Below are 14047 nucleotides of genomic sequence, written 5' to 3' on the forward strand. Positions count from 1 at the left end.
GACGCTGCGGGGGTTTTCTTGATGCGCGCTATTTGGATGTTTCTGGCCGCAATTACCACCCCGCTTGTCGCGCCCGGCAGCGCGTTCGCCGAAGAGAAAGAGACGATATTGACCACCAGCCCCGCCGCTCCGGTCGCCGACAAGCGGCCGCACCAAGTCACGCTGCACGGCAAGACGCTGTCCGATCCCTATTTCTGGCTCCGCGACCAGAGCTATCCGGTGATCGATGACGCGGACATCCTCGATTATGTGAAGGCGGAAAACGCCTATTTCGATGCGGCGATGAAACCGCACGCCCAGCTGGTCGAGACGTTGTTCCAGGAGATGAAGGGGCGGATCAAGGAAGCCGATTCGTCGGTGCCCCAGAAGGACGGCGACTGGCTCTATTGGGTCGAATATGAAGAGGGCGCCGAATATAAGAAATGGTACCGCAAGCCCGCGTCCGGCGCGGGCGAGACCCAGCTGATCCTCGACGAGGTCGCGATGGCGGAGGGCAAGGAATATTTCCGCCTCGCCGAACTGTCGATCAGCCCCGACGGCAGGCTGATGGCCTATTCGTTCGACGACAATGGCTCCGAACGCTTCGAGGCGCGCGTGCGCAATCTGGAAACGGGCGAACAACTGCCCGACGTTATCCCCGGAACGCTGTCCTCGCTCGTCTGGACGTCGGGGAACGACGCGATCCTCTATGGCCTCGCGAACGAGAATTGGCGCACCGACAATGTCCGGCTGCACAAGCTCGGGACGAATGTTGCCGACGACAAGCTGCTCTACAAGGAACCCGACATCGGTTTCGGGGTCGGGATCGGCAAGACCGCCGCCGACAATTATATCGTGATCGCGACGGGCGATAACGAGACGAGCGAGGTCTATCTTCTCCCCGCCGATAACCCGGAAGCGCCGATGCAGCTCGTCTCGGCGCGCCAGAAGGGCCGCGAGTACAGCGTCGATGAGCGCGACGGCACGCTCTATATCCACACCAATGACGAGCATCCCAACTTCCGCATCGCCACCGCGAGCGTGAAGGATCCGGGCAAGTGGACCACGCTGATCCCCGGATCGGACCATAGCTACATCACCGGTCTGTCGATATTCCGCGACTATTTCGTCATCGAAGCGCGCGAGGACGGGCTCGATCAGGTCGATATCCGCCGCTATGACGCGCCGCTGACCCCCGGCCGGATCAAATTTCCCGAGGCGACTTATGTCGCGGGCCTCGGCGACAATCCCGAATATCATCAGGACAAGCTCCGGCTCGATTATGAATCGATGGTCACCCCTGACACGGTCTATGATTATGATCTGGCGAGCGGAACGCTCGAAACGCTGAAGGTGCAGGAAATCCCTTCGGGTTACGATGCCACGCAATATGTAACCGAAAGGGTTAATCTTCCGAGCCGCGACGGCAAGACACTGATCCCCGCCTCGCTCGTCTACAAAAAGGGCACCAAGCTCGACGGCAGCGCGCCGATGCATCTCTATGCCTATGGGTCGTACGGCTATCGCGTCCCGCCAGGCTTTTCGACCACGCGGCTCAGCCTCGTCGATCGCGGCATGATCTATGCGATCGCGCATGTCCGGGGCGGCGACGATCTGGGCCGGGGCTGGTACCTCGCAGGCAAGACGACCGAGCGCAAGAACACGTTCAACGACTTCATCGACGTCGCGCGCGGGCTGATCGCCAAAAACTACACCAGCGCCGGCAAGATTTCGGTCGAGGGCCGCTCGGCGGGCGGGCAGGTGATGGGCGTGATTTATAACGAGGCGCCCGAGCTGTGGGGCGCGGTGCTCGCGGGCGTGCCCTTCGTCGACGTCATCAACACGATGGTCGACGAAACGCTGCCGCTGACCCCCGGCGAATGGCCCGAATGGGGCAACCCGATCACCGACAAGGCCGCGTTCGACTATATGTTGAGCTACAGCCCCTACGACAATGTCACCGCAAAGGCCTATCCGCCGATGCTGGTGTCGGCGGGGCTCAACGACCCGCGCGTGACCTATTGGGAACCCGCCAAATGGGTCGCGAAGCTCCGCGCGACGCGGACGAACGACGCGACGCTGCTGCTGCGCACCAACATGGGCGCGGGCCACGGCGGCAAATCGGGCCGCTGGGGCGCGCTCCACGAAGATGCCGAGGAATATGCCTTCGTGCTGACGCAGTTGGGGGTGGAGAAGTAGGAACCCCTATTCGTCATCCCCGCGAAGGCGGGGATCCAGCTCGCGCCGTTGAAAGCTCGATCCCCGCCTTCGCGGGGATGACGAATGGTTATGCCAGATAGCCCCGCGCCACCAACTCGCGCTCCAGCGTCGCCGCATCGACGAACCGGTGCCCCGCGATCCCGACCGATTCGGCGCCCGCAATATTGTGCGCGACGTCGTCGATGAAGATGGCGCCGGCGGGATCGATGCCGAATCGCTCGATCGCAAGGGCGTAGATGGCGGGGTCGGGTTTCATCAGCTTCTCGGTGCCCGATACGATAATGTCGCGGAAGCGGTCGAACACCGGCTGGGTCGGGCGGAAGCCCTCCCAGAATTCATGTCCGAAATTGGTGATCGCAAACAGCGGCACCCCCGCGTCGTCGAGCCGCTCGACCAGTTCGAGGCTGCCGGGCATCGGCCCCGGAATCGTCTCGTTGAAGCGCGACGCATAGGCGTCGATCAGGGGCGCATGCGCCGGATATTCGGCCTTCAGCTCGGGCAGCATGTCGGCGAGCGGCCGCCCCGCGTCGTGCTGGAAATGCCACTGCGGCGTGACGACGTTGGTCACGAACCATTCGAGCTCGCCCGCATCGTCGATCAGCTTGGCGAACAGATAGCGCAGGTCCCAGTCGAACAGGACGCGGCCGACATCGAAAATGACGCTCTGACGAATCATGGCTGCTCCGGACACGCGAAAGCGCCGCCGGAAGCATCCGACGGCGTTACGCTTACTCGCAAATGCGCGGGGACACGCGGTCCCGGCAAGGCGTTTAGCCTTGGCGCGCCTTGAAGCGGCGGTTGGTCTTGTTGATCACATAGGTGCGGCCACGACGACGGATAACGCGGTTATCCCGGTGGCGGTCCTTCAGCGACTTCAGGCTGTTGCGAATCTTCATTGGTCTGTTCCGTAAATCTTGGCGTTGTTACGCGAAGCGGCGCAACTATGGGGAAGCGGGTGAAAAGTCAACCGGGTCCCACCCTTATTTCGTCATTCCGGACTTGATCCGGAATCCATTGCCGCGCCGAGGTCGTGGACCCCGGATCAAGTCTGTCCTGAGCTTGTCGAAGGGTCCGGGGTGACGACAGTTTTATCCCGCCAGCGCCTTCTGCCGTCGCCTTTGCACCGACGAGCCATAGCCCATTGCCTCGCGATATTTGACCACGGTGCGCCGCGCGATGTTGTGGCCTTCGGCCGACAGCTTCTGCGCGATCGTCTCGTCGGACAGGATCGCCTTGGGATCTTCGGCCTCGATCATCGCCTTGATCCGGCTCTTTACCGCTTCGGCCGACACCGCGCCGTCGCCCTCTGTCGCCGAAATCCCCGACGAGAAGAAATATTTGAGTTCGAACAGGCCGCGCGCGCACGACAGATATTTGTTGCTGGTGACGCGGCTGACGGTCGATTCGTGCATCCCGATCGCCTCAGCCACCTGCCGCAGCGTCAGCGGGCGCATATGCGCGACGCCGTGGAGGAAAAAGCCCTCTTGCTGCTTCACGATCTCGCTCGCGACCTTGACGATCGTGCGCTGGCGCTGGTCGAGCGCGCGCACCAGCCAGTTGGCCCCCGCGAGCTGTTCGGACAGCCACGCCTTGCTCTTGGCCGCGGCGTCCTTTGCCAGTTCGGTGTAATAGCGGCGATTGACGAGCAGCCGCGGAAGCGTGCCGCTGTTCACCTCGACCGCCCAGCCCTTCGCCGTCTGGCGGACATAAAGGTCGGGCACCACAGCCTGCGTCGCGGTGCCGCCGAAGCGCAGGCCGGGCTTGGGGTCGTAGGCGCGCAGCTCGCGGATCATGTCGGCCAGATCCTCGTCATCGACGCCGCAGATACGCTTGAGCTGCGGGAAAGCGCCCTTTGCGACGAGGTCGAGATGCGCGATCATCGTCGCCATGGCGGGATCGTAGCGGTCGGCCTCGCGCGCCTGGATCGCGATACATTCGGCGAGGTCGCGGCCGCCGACGCCTGAAGGGTCGAAGCTCTGGACGCCCGCGAGCACGGCCTCGACCAGCGCGAGCGGCACGCCGAGCCGCTGCGCCAGCTCGGCCAGATCGGCGCGCAGATAGCCCGCCTCGTCGATCAGCGCGACGATCTGTTCGGCGACCATCGCCTCGATGCCTGAAAATTGTTCGCCGACCTGGGCGAGCAGATGGTCGTAAAGCGTGCCGTCGTCGCCCGCGAAGCTGTCGAAATCGATGCCCTCACTATCGCCCGACAGCCCCACCGAATCGCTCGCGCTATCGTGGTGGAACCGTTCCTCGGCAAAATCGACGTCGAGATCGTCGGCGGTGCCCGCTTCGGACGACAGCGCCAGGTCGGTGTCGGCGGGCGGGCCGTCGGACGGCGGCGCTTCGTCGCCCCCCTCGTCATCGCCGGGTTCGCGGTCGCCCGGCGTCGCATCGAGCAGCGGATTGCCTTCGAGCGCCTCGGCCAGATAGGCTTCGAGTTCGAGGTTCGACAGCGCGAGCAGCTTGATCGCCTGCTGCAGCTGCGGCGTCATCACCAGCGATTGCGACTGGCGTAAATCGAGGCGTGGACCCAACGCCATCGGCGACTACCGCATCAAAGCGAAAAGCCCTCGCCAAGATACAGGCGGCGGACCTCTGGGTCGGCCACCAGCTCGGCGGGCGATCCGGCAAGCAGCACCTTGCCGTCGTAGATGATGCAGGCGCGGTCGACGAGGTCCAGCGTCTCGCGCACATTATGGTCGGTGATCAGCACGCCGATGCCGCGTGTCTTGAGGTCGGCGACAAGGTCGCGGATATCGCTGATCGAAATGGGGTCGATGCCGGCGAAGGGTTCGTCGAGCAGCATGATCGACGGGTTCGCCGCGAGCGCGCGCGCGATTTCCGCGCGTCGCCGCTCGCCGCCCGACAGCGCCATCGCCGCCGCGCTGCGCAGCCGGGTCAGGCCGAATTCGTCGAGCAGCTCGTCGAGCCGCTGCTGGCGCGCGATCTTGTCGGGTTCGGCGAGTTCGAGCACCGCGGCGATATTCTGTTCGACCGTCATGCCGCGAAAGATCGAGGTTTCCTGCGGCAGATAGCCAAGGCCCAGGATCGCGCGGCGATACATGGGCAGCGCGGTGATGTCGGCGCCGTCGAGCATGATGCGTCCGGCGTCGGGTTTGACCAGCCCCATGATCGAATAGAAGCAGGTCGTCTTGCCCGCGCCATTGGGACCGAGCAGGCCGACGACCTCGCCCTTGGCGACCGACAGCGACACGTCCGACAGGACGGTGCGCTTGTCATAGCTTTTGGCGATCGAAATGACCGCCAGCCCGTTGCCCGCCGCCGCGTCCTGCTGGACGTGCGCGGTATGCTCGGCGACGCCGTGATCGGTGTCGGAAAGCGTGCCGGCGGTGGATTGGTCGGTCATAGGATCTTCGGTTCCGTTCTGGGTTCCTGTCGCTGCCCCCATGCGCGCGTTACCCTAGCGACGCGGCGGAGGTCAATCTGGCAAGATTTTTGCAGGGATAAATGGAGAGGCTATCGGGGCGATCAAGAGGCCGTGTGCACCCGCGAAGACGGGTGCCCATCTCCGACCGGCTCAAACTGGCACTGGCGGGAGATGGGTCCCCGCCTTCGCGGGGACACGCGTCATAATCAATGCGCCGCCTGCGGCCCGCGCACGACTCCCGACGCCGCAAGCTGATCGTCGATCGCCGCCATCAGCCGCGCGAGCGCCGCTTCGTCCTTCGCCTCGGCGCGGGCGACGAGAACGTCCTGCGTGTTCGATGCGCGCAGCAGCCACCAGCCGTCGTCGGTCAGCACGCGCGCGCCGTCGGTGCGGTCGACCGTTGCGCCCGCCGCGGTCAGCCGCGCCAGAACCTCGTCCACAATGGCGAATTTGCGCACCTCGTCGACCTGGAAGCGCAGTTCGGGGGTGTTGACCATCGCGGGCATTTCGCCGCGCAATTGGGTGACGCTCTTGCCGAGCTTGGTCGCCGCCTCGATCAGCCGGACCGCCGCGTAGGGCGCGTCGTCATAGCCGTAATAATGGTCGGCGAAGAAGATATGCCCGCTCATCTCGCCCGCCAGCGGGCTGCCGGTTTCCTTCATCTTCGCCTTGATCAGGCTGTGTCCGGTCTTCCACATCAGCGGCTTGCCGCCGAGTTCGGCGACCCGGTCGAACAGCGCCTGGCTGGCCTTCACATCGGCGATCACCGTCGCCCCCGGCCGTTCCTTCAGCACTGCAGCGGCATAGATCTGCAGCATCTGGTCGCCCCAGATCACCCGGCCTTCGCCGTCGATCGCGCCGATGCGGTCGCCATCTCCGTCGAATGCGACGCCGAAGTCGAGTTTCTTCGCCGCGACGAGCGCCTTCAGGTCGGCGAGGTTCTTTTCCTCGGTGGGATCGGGATGGTGGTTCGGAAAATGGCCGTCGATATCGGTGTAGAGGAGATGATGTTCGCCGGGCAGGCGCGCGGTGAGCTTTTCGATCACCGTGCCCGCGGCGCCGTTGCCCGCATCCCAGCCGATGCGGAAGGCGCCGCCGGCGAACCCTTGGACCAGCCGGTCGACATAGGCATCGACGATATCGATGCTCTGCGCCGTGCCTTCTCCTCCCGGGTTGACGGCTTCCCAGTCGCCCGCGGCGGCCATTTCGCCGATCCGCTGGATATCGGCGCCGAAGAAGGGGCGGCCCTGAAACACCATCTTGAAGCCATTATAGTCGGGGGGGTTGTGGCTGCCGGTTATCTGTATGCCGCCGTCCACATCTTCGGTTGATGCGGCATAATAGAGCATCGGCGTCGGCCCCAGCCCGACATTGAGCGCGTCGATACCCGCGGCGTTGATCCCGGCGATCAGTGCGTCGGCGAGCATCGGCGACGACAGCCGCCCGTCGTAACCGACCGCCACCCGCTTGCCGCCGGCACGTGCGATCAGCGTCGCGAAGCTGCGCCCGATGGCATGGGCGTCCGCATCGGACAGCGTGTCGCCGACCACCCCGCGAATGTCATATTCGCGCAGCATGGTCGGGTGGAATTGATGGGTCATGGATGCCTCTCGGGAGGATGGAGGGGTCAGGCGACGGCGAACAGGTCGCCGTCGGGGTGGAGCCGTTCGCGCTGCGGCAGGTTCAGCCCCGCCATCGCCTCGCGCAATTCCTGCCGCGCGACGACATGGCCGATCCCCATGCCGCCGAGATGCGCCTTGTCGAGCAGGGTGAGGCCGGCCGGGAACAACTCGCGATAGATCACGCGCTCGCCCAGCCCCGGAATGACGCGAAAGCCGACGCGCCGCGACAATTGGTTCAGCGCTTCGCCAACGCGGCGCATATTGTGCGCGTCGACATGCTGCAGACGGTTGCGCAGGATGATCCAGTCGATCGTCCGCCCGTCGCTTTTCGCCCGCGCCTTGCGCGTGTCCCAGATCAGTTCGGAATAGAAGCTGGGGCGGGTGACCTGAAAGGTTTCGGGGTCGACCTGACCGATGAGGTCGAAATCGATGAAGCTGTCGTTGATCGGGGTGACGAGCGTATCGGCGGTGGTCGCAAGGTGGCGGGCGAACACATCGTCGCGGCCGGGCGTGTCGGCGACGAAATAATCGACCCCGTCGGCCAGCCGCGCAACCTGTTCGTCGAGTTCCTCGACGGTCGAGCCTTCGAACACCTCGAACTGTGGCATCGGCAGGTCGATCCCGCGGCGCTTGGCGGTGTTGGTGCGGTTTTCGAGATAGCGGTGAAAGGTGCGCTGGCGCGGGTCGAGGTCGATCCCCGCGACGCGCCAGCCCTGGCTCGCCAGCGCGACCGCGAAATGCACCGCGCAGGTCGATTTGCCCGTGCCGCCCTTTTCATTGGCGAAGATGATCCGGTGCGGGGGGGCTTTCGTCATGACCGTTGCGATTTTCCTGTTGGCGCGGCATGGCGGCCGCATGAAGGGCGTATTGGCGCCGCCAATATCGGAGGCAGGGCAAGCGTGCAAATCATCCGTGACATCGCCACGCTCCACCGCGCGGTCGCGGCGCTGAAGCAGGGCGGCAAGAGCGTCGCGCTGGTGCCGACGATGGGGGCGCTGCACGCCGGGCATCTGTCGCTCGTCCGCATGGGCCGCCGCGTTGCCGACCATGTCGTGGTGTCGATCTTCGTCAACCCGACCCAGTTCGGCCCGAACGAGGATTATGCCGCCTATCCGCGCGACGAGGCGCGCGACGCCGCGCTGCTGGTCGAGGAAGGCGTGGCGCTGCTCTGGGCGCCCGATGTCGCGACCATGTATCCGGGTGGCCATGCCACGCATATCGAGGTGGCCGAACTCGGCGCCGACTATTGCGGCGCGGCGCGGCCGGGGCATTTCGACGGCGTCGCAACCGTCGTCGCCAAATTGTTCAACCAGGTGCGCCCCGACGTCGCCATCTTCGGCGAAAAGGATTGGCAGCAGCTGGCGATCATCCGCCGCATGGCGCGCGACCTCGATTTCGCGCTCGATATATTGGGCGCGCCGATCGCACGCGATGGCGACGGGCTCGCGCTGTCGTCGCGCAACGCCTATCTGTCGCCCGAACAGCGCGCCGCCGCGGCGGCTTTTCCGGACGCGCTCAAGGCCGCGGTGGCGGCAATCGCGGGCGGCGCCGATGTCGCCGAAACGCTCGCCGATGCCGAGGCGGCAATCATCACGGGCGGGTTCGACAGCGTCGATTATGTCGCGCTCGCCGACGCCGACAGCCTCGAAAGATTGACGATATTCCGCGCGCCGGCACGTCTTCTGGCGGCGGCGCGGATGGGCAAAACGCGCCTGATCGACAATTATGCGGTCGATTGATCAAACGAAAAATTGGCGGATTTACAGCGTTCGCGCCGCTTATCCCCAAAAAAATCACCGCGCCGTTAACGCTTTGTTGACCATAAGCCGCAAGGTTTGACCCCGAAGTCTCCATGTGGGGTGGAGACGACAGGGGGTTATCATGGCTAACAGTCTGAAGTCTGCCCAGTATCTGATCGAAAGCCGGCTGCTCGATGCGGCGCGCGGTGATGCCAGTGCCTATTTCGACCTTGGCGTGGCCTTCTCGACCGGCACCGGCGGTGTCGAGGTCGATCTGATCCAGGCGCATAAATGGTTCAATCTTTCGGCGCTCGGCGGCAATATCGAAGGCCAGCAGTGCCGCGCCGACGTCTCGGCCGAAATGAGCCGCGACGAGATCGCGGAGGCGCAGCGTCAGGCGCGCGCATGGCTCGACGAAACCGCCCGCCGCCCGGCGGCGCGTCGCTACGCCGCCTGATTCCTCAGCCGCTCCGTCGGAACGGCATCTGTCCTTCCAGCCATTGCATTTCGGATTCCTCGGCCGCCCGTTCGCGTTCCAGAAAGTCCGCGACCGCGCGGCGGAATCCCGGATCGGCGATGAAATGCGCCGACCAGGTCGCAACGGGGGCATAGCCGCGGGCCAGCTTGTGCCCGCCCTGTGCGCCGGCCTCGACCCGCGCGAGACCGCGCGCGATCGCAAGGTCGATGGCGCGGTAATAGCATAGCTCGAAATGCAGATAGGGAATGTCGATCAGGCATCCCCAATAGCGGCCATAAAGCGTGTCGGCGCCGATCAGGTGCATCGCGCCCGCCACCGGCCGCCCGTCCTGCCACGCGATGCTCAGCAACACCCTGTCGGCCATGCGCGCACCGATCATGTCGAACGCCGCGCGGGTCAGATAGGGATGCCCCCATTTGCGCGCGCCGGTGTCCTGATAAAAGGCCCACATCGCGTCCCAATGTTCGGGGCGGATCGCGTCGCCGCTGACATCCTCGATTCGCAGACCCTGGGCTGCGCGCGCGCGTTCCTTGCGAAGCTGCTTGCGCTTTGCCGAGGTCAGCGTGGCGAGGAAATCGTCGAAATCGCGATAGCCGCGATTGGCGAAATGGAACTGGATGTCGCGGCGGAGCAGCCAGCCCGCCGCCTCGAACAGCGGCATCTGTTCGGGCGCAACAAAGGTCGCATGCGCCGACGACAGGTCGTTCTGCCGGACCACTGCCTCGGCCGCGCGCAGCAGCAGCGTCGCATCGTCGATCTCGGCCGCGAGCAGCCGCGGTCCGGGCACCGGGGTGAAGGGCACCGCGATCTGAAGCTTAGGATAATAAGCGCCCCCGGCGCGCTCCCATGCGTCGGCCCACATATGGTCGAAGACATATTCGCCCTGACTGTGCGTCTTCAGATAGGCGGGCGCCGCGGCGACGAGTCGGCCCGCGCCGTCCTCGACCAGCAAGGGCGCGGGCTGCCATCCGGTCCCCGGCCCGACGCTCCCCGATTCTTCGAGCAGCGCCAGAAAGGCATGGCCGACGAAGGGATTGCCGCCGCCTGCCAGCGCGTCCCACGCCGCCGCCTCGACCGCGGCGACGCCGGTGCCGAGCGACAGGGTGCGGGCGGGCGGGTCTGCCTCGGCCACGATGGGCTTACGCGGGCTTCACCGCGACGATCGCGTCGACTTCGACCGCCGCGCCGAGCGGCAGGACCGACACGCCGACGGCGCTGCGCGCGTGGCGACCCGCTTCGCCGAACAGCGATTCCATCAGCTCGGAAGCGCCGTTCGCGACCTTGGGCTGCTGCGTGAAGGCGGGATCGCTGTTCACGAACACGCCGAGCTTGACGATCTTTTCGACCCGCGACCAATCGCCGTCCAGCGCCTTGCCGATCTGGGCGACGAGCATCAGCGCACAGCGCCGCGCGGCGTCATAGCCGCTTGCCTCGTCGGTGTCGGCGCCCAGCCGTCCGGTCACGACCTGCCCGTCGCGGAAGGGAAGCTGGCCGCTGATATGCAGCAGCCCGCCCGCCTCGACGACCGGGACATAGGCGGCAACCGGCGCGGCGGGTTTGGGAAGCTCGAGGCCGAGGTCGGCGAGCTTGGCGGCAATATCCATGGTGATTCCTTCTGTCTCGATTGGGGGATTATACGGCCTGCGGCGCCGGGGCCGGAGCCTTTTCGGCAAGCCGCGCCAAAATCCAGTCCTGCGCCGCTGCCCAGTCGTCTATGCGGGCATGGGCATGGCGCGCGGCGGGTATCTTGTCCGCGATCGCGGGCTCGCCGACCATGTGCAGGCGCCACACGTCGGGCGCCTCGATCGCGACCGAATGATGATGGTTCGCAAGGTCGTCGATGAACACCGCGACCGGCGGCCGGCGCTCCTCGATCAGCGCGCGCACCGGCTCGCCCTTGCCGCCGCGGCTGCCGATCACCGGTGCGTCGAAGCCAAGGGCCGCAAGCTGCGCCATGCGCGCCGCCTGATGGTCAGGGCCGACATTGGTCAGCACGACGATGTCGGCATGGCGGGCGATTTCGGCCATCGCGGAAAGCGCGCCGGGAATCGGATATTGGCGCGGCATTTCGGTGCGGAAAAAGCCGTCGAGCAGCGGCCAGACCTCGGCCGCTTCCAGCGGCGTGCCGCATTCCTTGCGCTTCAGCGCGCCGGCGAAACTCGTGTCCTCCATCCGAAAGATCACGCCATGTTCCTCGTCGACCCACTGCGCAAAGGGGACGACCATGTGCATCAGCACCTCGTCGCAATCGGTGATGACGAGCGGGCGGGTCATGGCATTGGTCCTTCCAGTCCTTCGAGGCGGCGCGCGGCAGCGGCCAAGGCTTCGGCGTCTATATCGAGTGCTTCTGCGCAGGCGACAAGGTCGGGTTCGTACGCTGCAAGAAAGCCGAGGATCGCCGCCAGCGTCGCGCGATCGCCGAGCGAGGCGCGCAGACCTTCGGGTGACAGGCCGGTCATGCCGAGCAGCCGTTCGGCCCGCGGCTCGTCGGCCAGAATCCAGCCGAGCGCGTGCAGCGCCAGCGCCGCGTCGCCGTCATTCACGCCGAAAATCCTTCCCTGCGAAGCAATTGTGTCGCGCCGCCGATTCGCCTAAACCGGCCGCGGACGCAAGCGGGGAAAGCTTCAACATCATGGGAAAGACCGTTCTGGTCGTCGAGGATAACGAGCTTAATCTGCGCCTGTTCTGCGACCTGCTCAACGCCCATGGCTATAGCGCGCATCCGGTGCGCGACGGCCGCGATGCGCTTGCCAAGGCGCGCGAAATCGCGCCCGACCTCATCATCATGGACATCCAGCTGCCGCACGTCAGCGGGCTCGAATTGATCGGCCAGATGAAGGCCGACCTGACGCTGCGCGCAGTGCCGATCATGGCCGTCACCGCCTATGCCGGGAAGGGCGACGAGGAACAGATTCGCGCCGCGGGCGCCGAGGCCTATGTCTCGAAACCGATCTCGGTCATCAAGTTCATCGAAAGCGTCGGCGCTTTCGCCTGACCCTAATTCCGCGGCGCCTGCCGACGGTAGCTCAGCGCTTCGGCAATATGGACGCGGCCGATCGAATCAGCGCCGGCAAGATCGGCGATCGTCCGCGCGACGCGCAGCATGCGGGTATAGCCGCGCGCCGACAGCCGCATCGCCTCGGCCGCCTGCGCCAGCAATTGCCGCCCCGGTTTGTCGGGGGTCGCGACCGCTTCCAGCAACTCGCCGTCGATCTCGGCATTGGTGCGCACCTTGTGTGCGGCATAGCGGGTGGTCTGGACCGCGCGCGCCGCGGCGACGCGCGCCGCGACTTCGGCGCTGCCCTCGGCGGGCGGCGGCAACGTCAGGTCGGCGGCGCTCACCGCCTCGACCTCGACATGCAGGTCGATCCGGTCGAGCAGCGGTCCCGACAGCTTGGCCTGATAATCGGCGGCGCAGCGCGGGGCGCGGCTGCAGGCGAGCGCCGGGTCGCCGAGATGGCCGCAGCGGCACGGGTTCATCGCCGCGACAAGCTGTACGCGCGCCGGAAAGGTGACATGGGCATTGGCGCGCGCAACGCTGACCTCGCCGGTTTCGAGCGGCTGGCGCAGGCTGTCGAGCACGCCGCGCTGGAATTCGGGCAGTTCGTCGAGAAACAGCACCCCCAGATGCGCCAGGCTGACTTCGCCCGGGCGCACGCGCAGGCCGCCGCCGACCAGCGCGGGCATCGACGCCGAATGATGCGGGGCGCGGAAGGGCCGCGCACGCACCAGCCGCCCGCTTTCGAGCCCGCCCGCGACCGAGGCGATCATCGACACTTCGAGCGCTTCGGCGGGGGTCAGGTCGGGCAGGATGCCGGGCAGGCACGCCGCCATCAGCGATTTGCCGGCGCCCGGCGGTCCGCTCATCAGCAGATTATGCCCCCCGGCGGCCGCGATTTCGAGCGCTCGCTTGGCGGTTTCCTGTCCCTTGACCTGCGCCAGATCGGCGGTGCGCCGCGGCGGCTCGACCTCGCCCGGAACGGGTGGGGGAAGCGTCGCGGTGCCGCGAAAATGGTTGAGCAGCGCGAGCAGGTCGGTCGCCGCCAGCACCTCGACATTGCCCGCCCATGCCGCTTCGGGGCCTTGCGCCGCGGGGCAGACCAGCCCGCGCTCGACGCTGCCCGCGTGCAGCGCGGCGAGCAGCACGCCGGGTGAGGCGGCGACCCGTCCGTCGAGTCCCAGCTCGCCGACGACGACATAGGCGCCCAGCGTCTCGGCATCGACGACGCCCATCGCGCCGAGCAGCGCCAGCGCGATCGGCAGATCGTAATGCGACCCTTCCTTGGGCAGATCGGCGGGCGACAGATTGACGGTGATCCGCTTGGGCGGCAGCGCGAGGCCGATCGCCGACAGCGCGGCGCGCACGCGTTCGCGGCTCTCGGCGACCGCCTTGTCGGGCAGGCCGACGACCGCGAAGGCGGGCACGCCCGGTGCGATCTGGCACTGCACCTCGACGCCCCGCGCTTCGAGCCCGAGATAGGCGACGGTAGAAACGATCGCGACCATTTTGCCCCCATAGTGGCGCAGATTGTGCCTGCTTTGTTCTGCGTTCCGTCATAAGCCAAGTGCCGGAAAGGTCGAGTCCTTTCGGCGCCATCCTGGATGCGTCCCCCGTACC

General features: G+C 66.1%; 15 protein-coding genes. 4 read left to right on the forward strand and 11 right to left on the reverse strand.

Going from position 1 to position 14047, the window contains the following annotated elements:
• Positions 1-21: 21 nt before the first annotated feature.
• Complete coding sequence (locus tag ATE59_RS01485; RefSeq protein WP_231737144.1) at positions 22-2178, forward strand: S9 family peptidase; 2157 nt, start codon at positions 22-24, stop codon at positions 2176-2178.
• 88 nt (positions 2179-2266) lie between these two features.
• Here ATE59_RS01485 and ATE59_RS01490 read toward each other — a convergent pair whose 3' ends face one another.
• From ATE59_RS01490 to ATE59_RS01515, 6 genes are all read right to left on the reverse strand, one after another.
• A complete protein-coding gene (locus ATE59_RS01490; RefSeq protein ID WP_058810985.1) occupies positions 2267-2875 on the reverse strand; it encodes an HAD family hydrolase in 609 nt (202 codons plus the stop codon).
• A 94-nt stretch (positions 2876-2969) separates the two neighbouring features.
• Entirely contained in the window at positions 2970-3095 is a 126-nt protein-coding gene (gene ykgO / locus ATE59_RS01495) for a type B 50S ribosomal protein L36 (RefSeq protein ID WP_003046794.1), read from the reverse strand.
• 192 nt (positions 3096-3287) lie between these two features.
• Entirely contained in the window at positions 3288-4742 is a 1455-nt protein-coding gene (gene rpoN / locus ATE59_RS01500) for an RNA polymerase factor sigma-54 (RefSeq protein ID WP_058810986.1), read from the reverse strand.
• A 14-nt stretch (positions 4743-4756) separates the two neighbouring features.
• Positions 4757-5569: an LPS export ABC transporter ATP-binding protein gene (lptB, locus tag ATE59_RS01505; protein WP_003046761.1), complete on the reverse strand. Its 813-nt coding sequence runs from the start codon at positions 5567-5569 to the stop codon at positions 4757-4759.
• Between the two features lie 227 nt (positions 5570-5796).
• Positions 5797-7191 carry a phosphoglucomutase/phosphomannomutase PgmG gene (gene pgmG / locus ATE59_RS01510; protein ID WP_058810987.1) on the reverse strand — a complete coding sequence of 465 codons (1395 nt, stop codon included), beginning with the start codon at positions 7189-7191 and terminating at the stop codon, positions 5797-5799.
• A gap of 26 nt (positions 7192-7217) precedes the next feature.
• A complete protein-coding gene (locus tag ATE59_RS01515) occupies positions 7218-8027 on the reverse strand; it encodes a division plane positioning ATPase MipZ (protein ID WP_003046756.1) in 810 nt (269 codons plus the stop codon).
• An 84-nt stretch (positions 8028-8111) separates the two neighbouring features.
• Here ATE59_RS01515 and panC point away from each other — a divergent pair, with 84 nt between their 5' ends.
• On the forward strand, positions 8112-8951 hold the full coding sequence (gene panC / locus ATE59_RS01520) for a pantoate--beta-alanine ligase (RefSeq protein ID WP_058810988.1): 840 nt from the start codon (positions 8112-8114) through the stop codon (positions 8949-8951).
• A gap of 142 nt (positions 8952-9093) precedes the next feature.
• Positions 9094-9408 carry a sel1 repeat family protein gene (locus ATE59_RS01525; RefSeq protein WP_058810989.1) on the forward strand — a complete coding sequence of 105 codons (315 nt, stop codon included), beginning with the start codon at positions 9094-9096 and terminating at the stop codon, positions 9406-9408.
• Positions 9409-9412: 4 nt separating this feature from the next.
• Here ATE59_RS01525 and ATE59_RS01530 read toward each other — a convergent pair whose 3' ends face one another.
• The 4 genes from ATE59_RS01530 to ATE59_RS01545 are packed head-to-tail and all read right to left on the reverse strand — an operon-like array spanning position 9413 to position 11972.
• A complete protein-coding gene (locus ATE59_RS01530) occupies positions 9413-10561 on the reverse strand; it encodes a GNAT family N-acetyltransferase (RefSeq protein WP_058810990.1) in 1149 nt (382 codons plus the stop codon).
• A gap of 7 nt (positions 10562-10568) precedes the next feature.
• Positions 10569-11033, reverse strand: a complete 465-nt coding sequence (locus ATE59_RS01535; protein ID WP_003046743.1) for a RidA family protein — start codon at positions 11031-11033, stop codon at positions 10569-10571.
• Between the two features lie 28 nt (positions 11034-11061).
• Positions 11062-11703, reverse strand: a complete 642-nt coding sequence (locus ATE59_RS01540; protein WP_058810991.1) for a hypothetical protein — start codon at positions 11701-11703, stop codon at positions 11062-11064.
• Positions 11700-11972 (reverse strand): DUF3572 family protein, encoded by a 273-nt coding sequence (locus ATE59_RS01545; RefSeq protein WP_082657255.1) that lies wholly within the window; start codon positions 11970-11972, stop codon positions 11700-11702. The genes ATE59_RS01540 and ATE59_RS01545 overlap by 4 nt, the downstream gene beginning before the upstream one ends.
• An 89-nt stretch (positions 11973-12061) precedes the next feature.
• On the opposite strand from ATE59_RS01545, the gene ATE59_RS01550 reads away from it, so the two are divergent.
• Complete coding sequence (locus ATE59_RS01550; protein ID WP_003046733.1) at positions 12062-12424, forward strand: response regulator; 363 nt, start codon at positions 12062-12064, stop codon at positions 12422-12424.
• Positions 12425-12426: 2 nt separating this feature from the next.
• Here the strand turns inward: ATE59_RS01550 and ATE59_RS01555 are convergent, their stop codons facing one another.
• Positions 12427-13935 (reverse strand): YifB family Mg chelatase-like AAA ATPase, encoded by a 1509-nt coding sequence (locus ATE59_RS01555; protein ID WP_058810993.1) that lies wholly within the window; start codon positions 13933-13935, stop codon positions 12427-12429.
• Positions 13936-14047 lie beyond the last annotated feature (112 nt).

Origin of the sequence: Sphingopyxis sp. A083 (genome assembly GCF_001468495.1) — a bacterium.
Classification (GTDB): Bacteria; Pseudomonadota; Alphaproteobacteria; order Sphingomonadales; family Sphingomonadaceae; genus Sphingopyxis; species Sphingopyxis terrae.

What these genes read in the sequence shown, in the direction of transcription:
- ATE59_RS01540 (WP_058810991.1), bottom strand. Translation starts at nt 11,703, where the DNA reads ATGACCCGCCCGCTCGTCATCACCGATTGCGACGAGGTGCTGATGCAC.
- ATE59_RS01525 (WP_058810989.1), top strand. Translation starts at nt 9,094, where the DNA reads ATGGCTAACAGTCTGAAGTCTGCCCAGTATCTGATCGAAAGCCGGCTG.
- ATE59_RS01490 (WP_058810985.1), bottom strand. Translation starts at nt 2,875, where the DNA reads ATGATTCGTCAGAGCGTCATTTTCGATGTCGGCCGCGTCCTGTTCGAC.
- ykgO (WP_003046794.1), bottom strand. Translation starts at nt 3,095, where the DNA reads ATGAAGATTCGCAACAGCCTGAAGTCGCTGAAGGACCGCCACCGGGAT.
- lptB (WP_003046761.1), bottom strand. Translation starts at nt 5,569, where the DNA reads ATGACCGACCAATCCACCGCCGGCACGCTTTCCGACACCGATCACGGC.
- ATE59_RS01555 (WP_058810993.1), bottom strand. Translation starts at nt 13,935, where the DNA reads ATGGTCGCGATCGTTTCTACCGTCGCCTATCTCGGGCTCGAAGCGCGG.
- ATE59_RS01515 (WP_003046756.1), bottom strand. Translation starts at nt 8,027, where the DNA reads ATGACGAAAGCCCCCCCGCACCGGATCATCTTCGCCAATGAAAAGGGC.
- ATE59_RS01485 (WP_231737144.1), top strand. Translation starts at nt 22, where the DNA reads ATGCGCGCTATTTGGATGTTTCTGGCCGCAATTACCACCCCGCTTGTC.
- pgmG (WP_058810987.1), bottom strand. Translation starts at nt 7,191, where the DNA reads ATGACCCATCAATTCCACCCGACCATGCTGCGCGAATATGACATTCGC.
- ATE59_RS01550 (WP_003046733.1), top strand. Translation starts at nt 12,062, where the DNA reads ATGGGAAAGACCGTTCTGGTCGTCGAGGATAACGAGCTTAATCTGCGC.
- rpoN (WP_058810986.1), bottom strand. Translation starts at nt 4,742, where the DNA reads ATGGCGTTGGGTCCACGCCTCGATTTACGCCAGTCGCAATCGCTGGTG.
- ATE59_RS01535 (WP_003046743.1), bottom strand. Translation starts at nt 11,033, where the DNA reads ATGGATATTGCCGCCAAGCTCGCCGACCTCGGCCTCGAGCTTCCCAAA.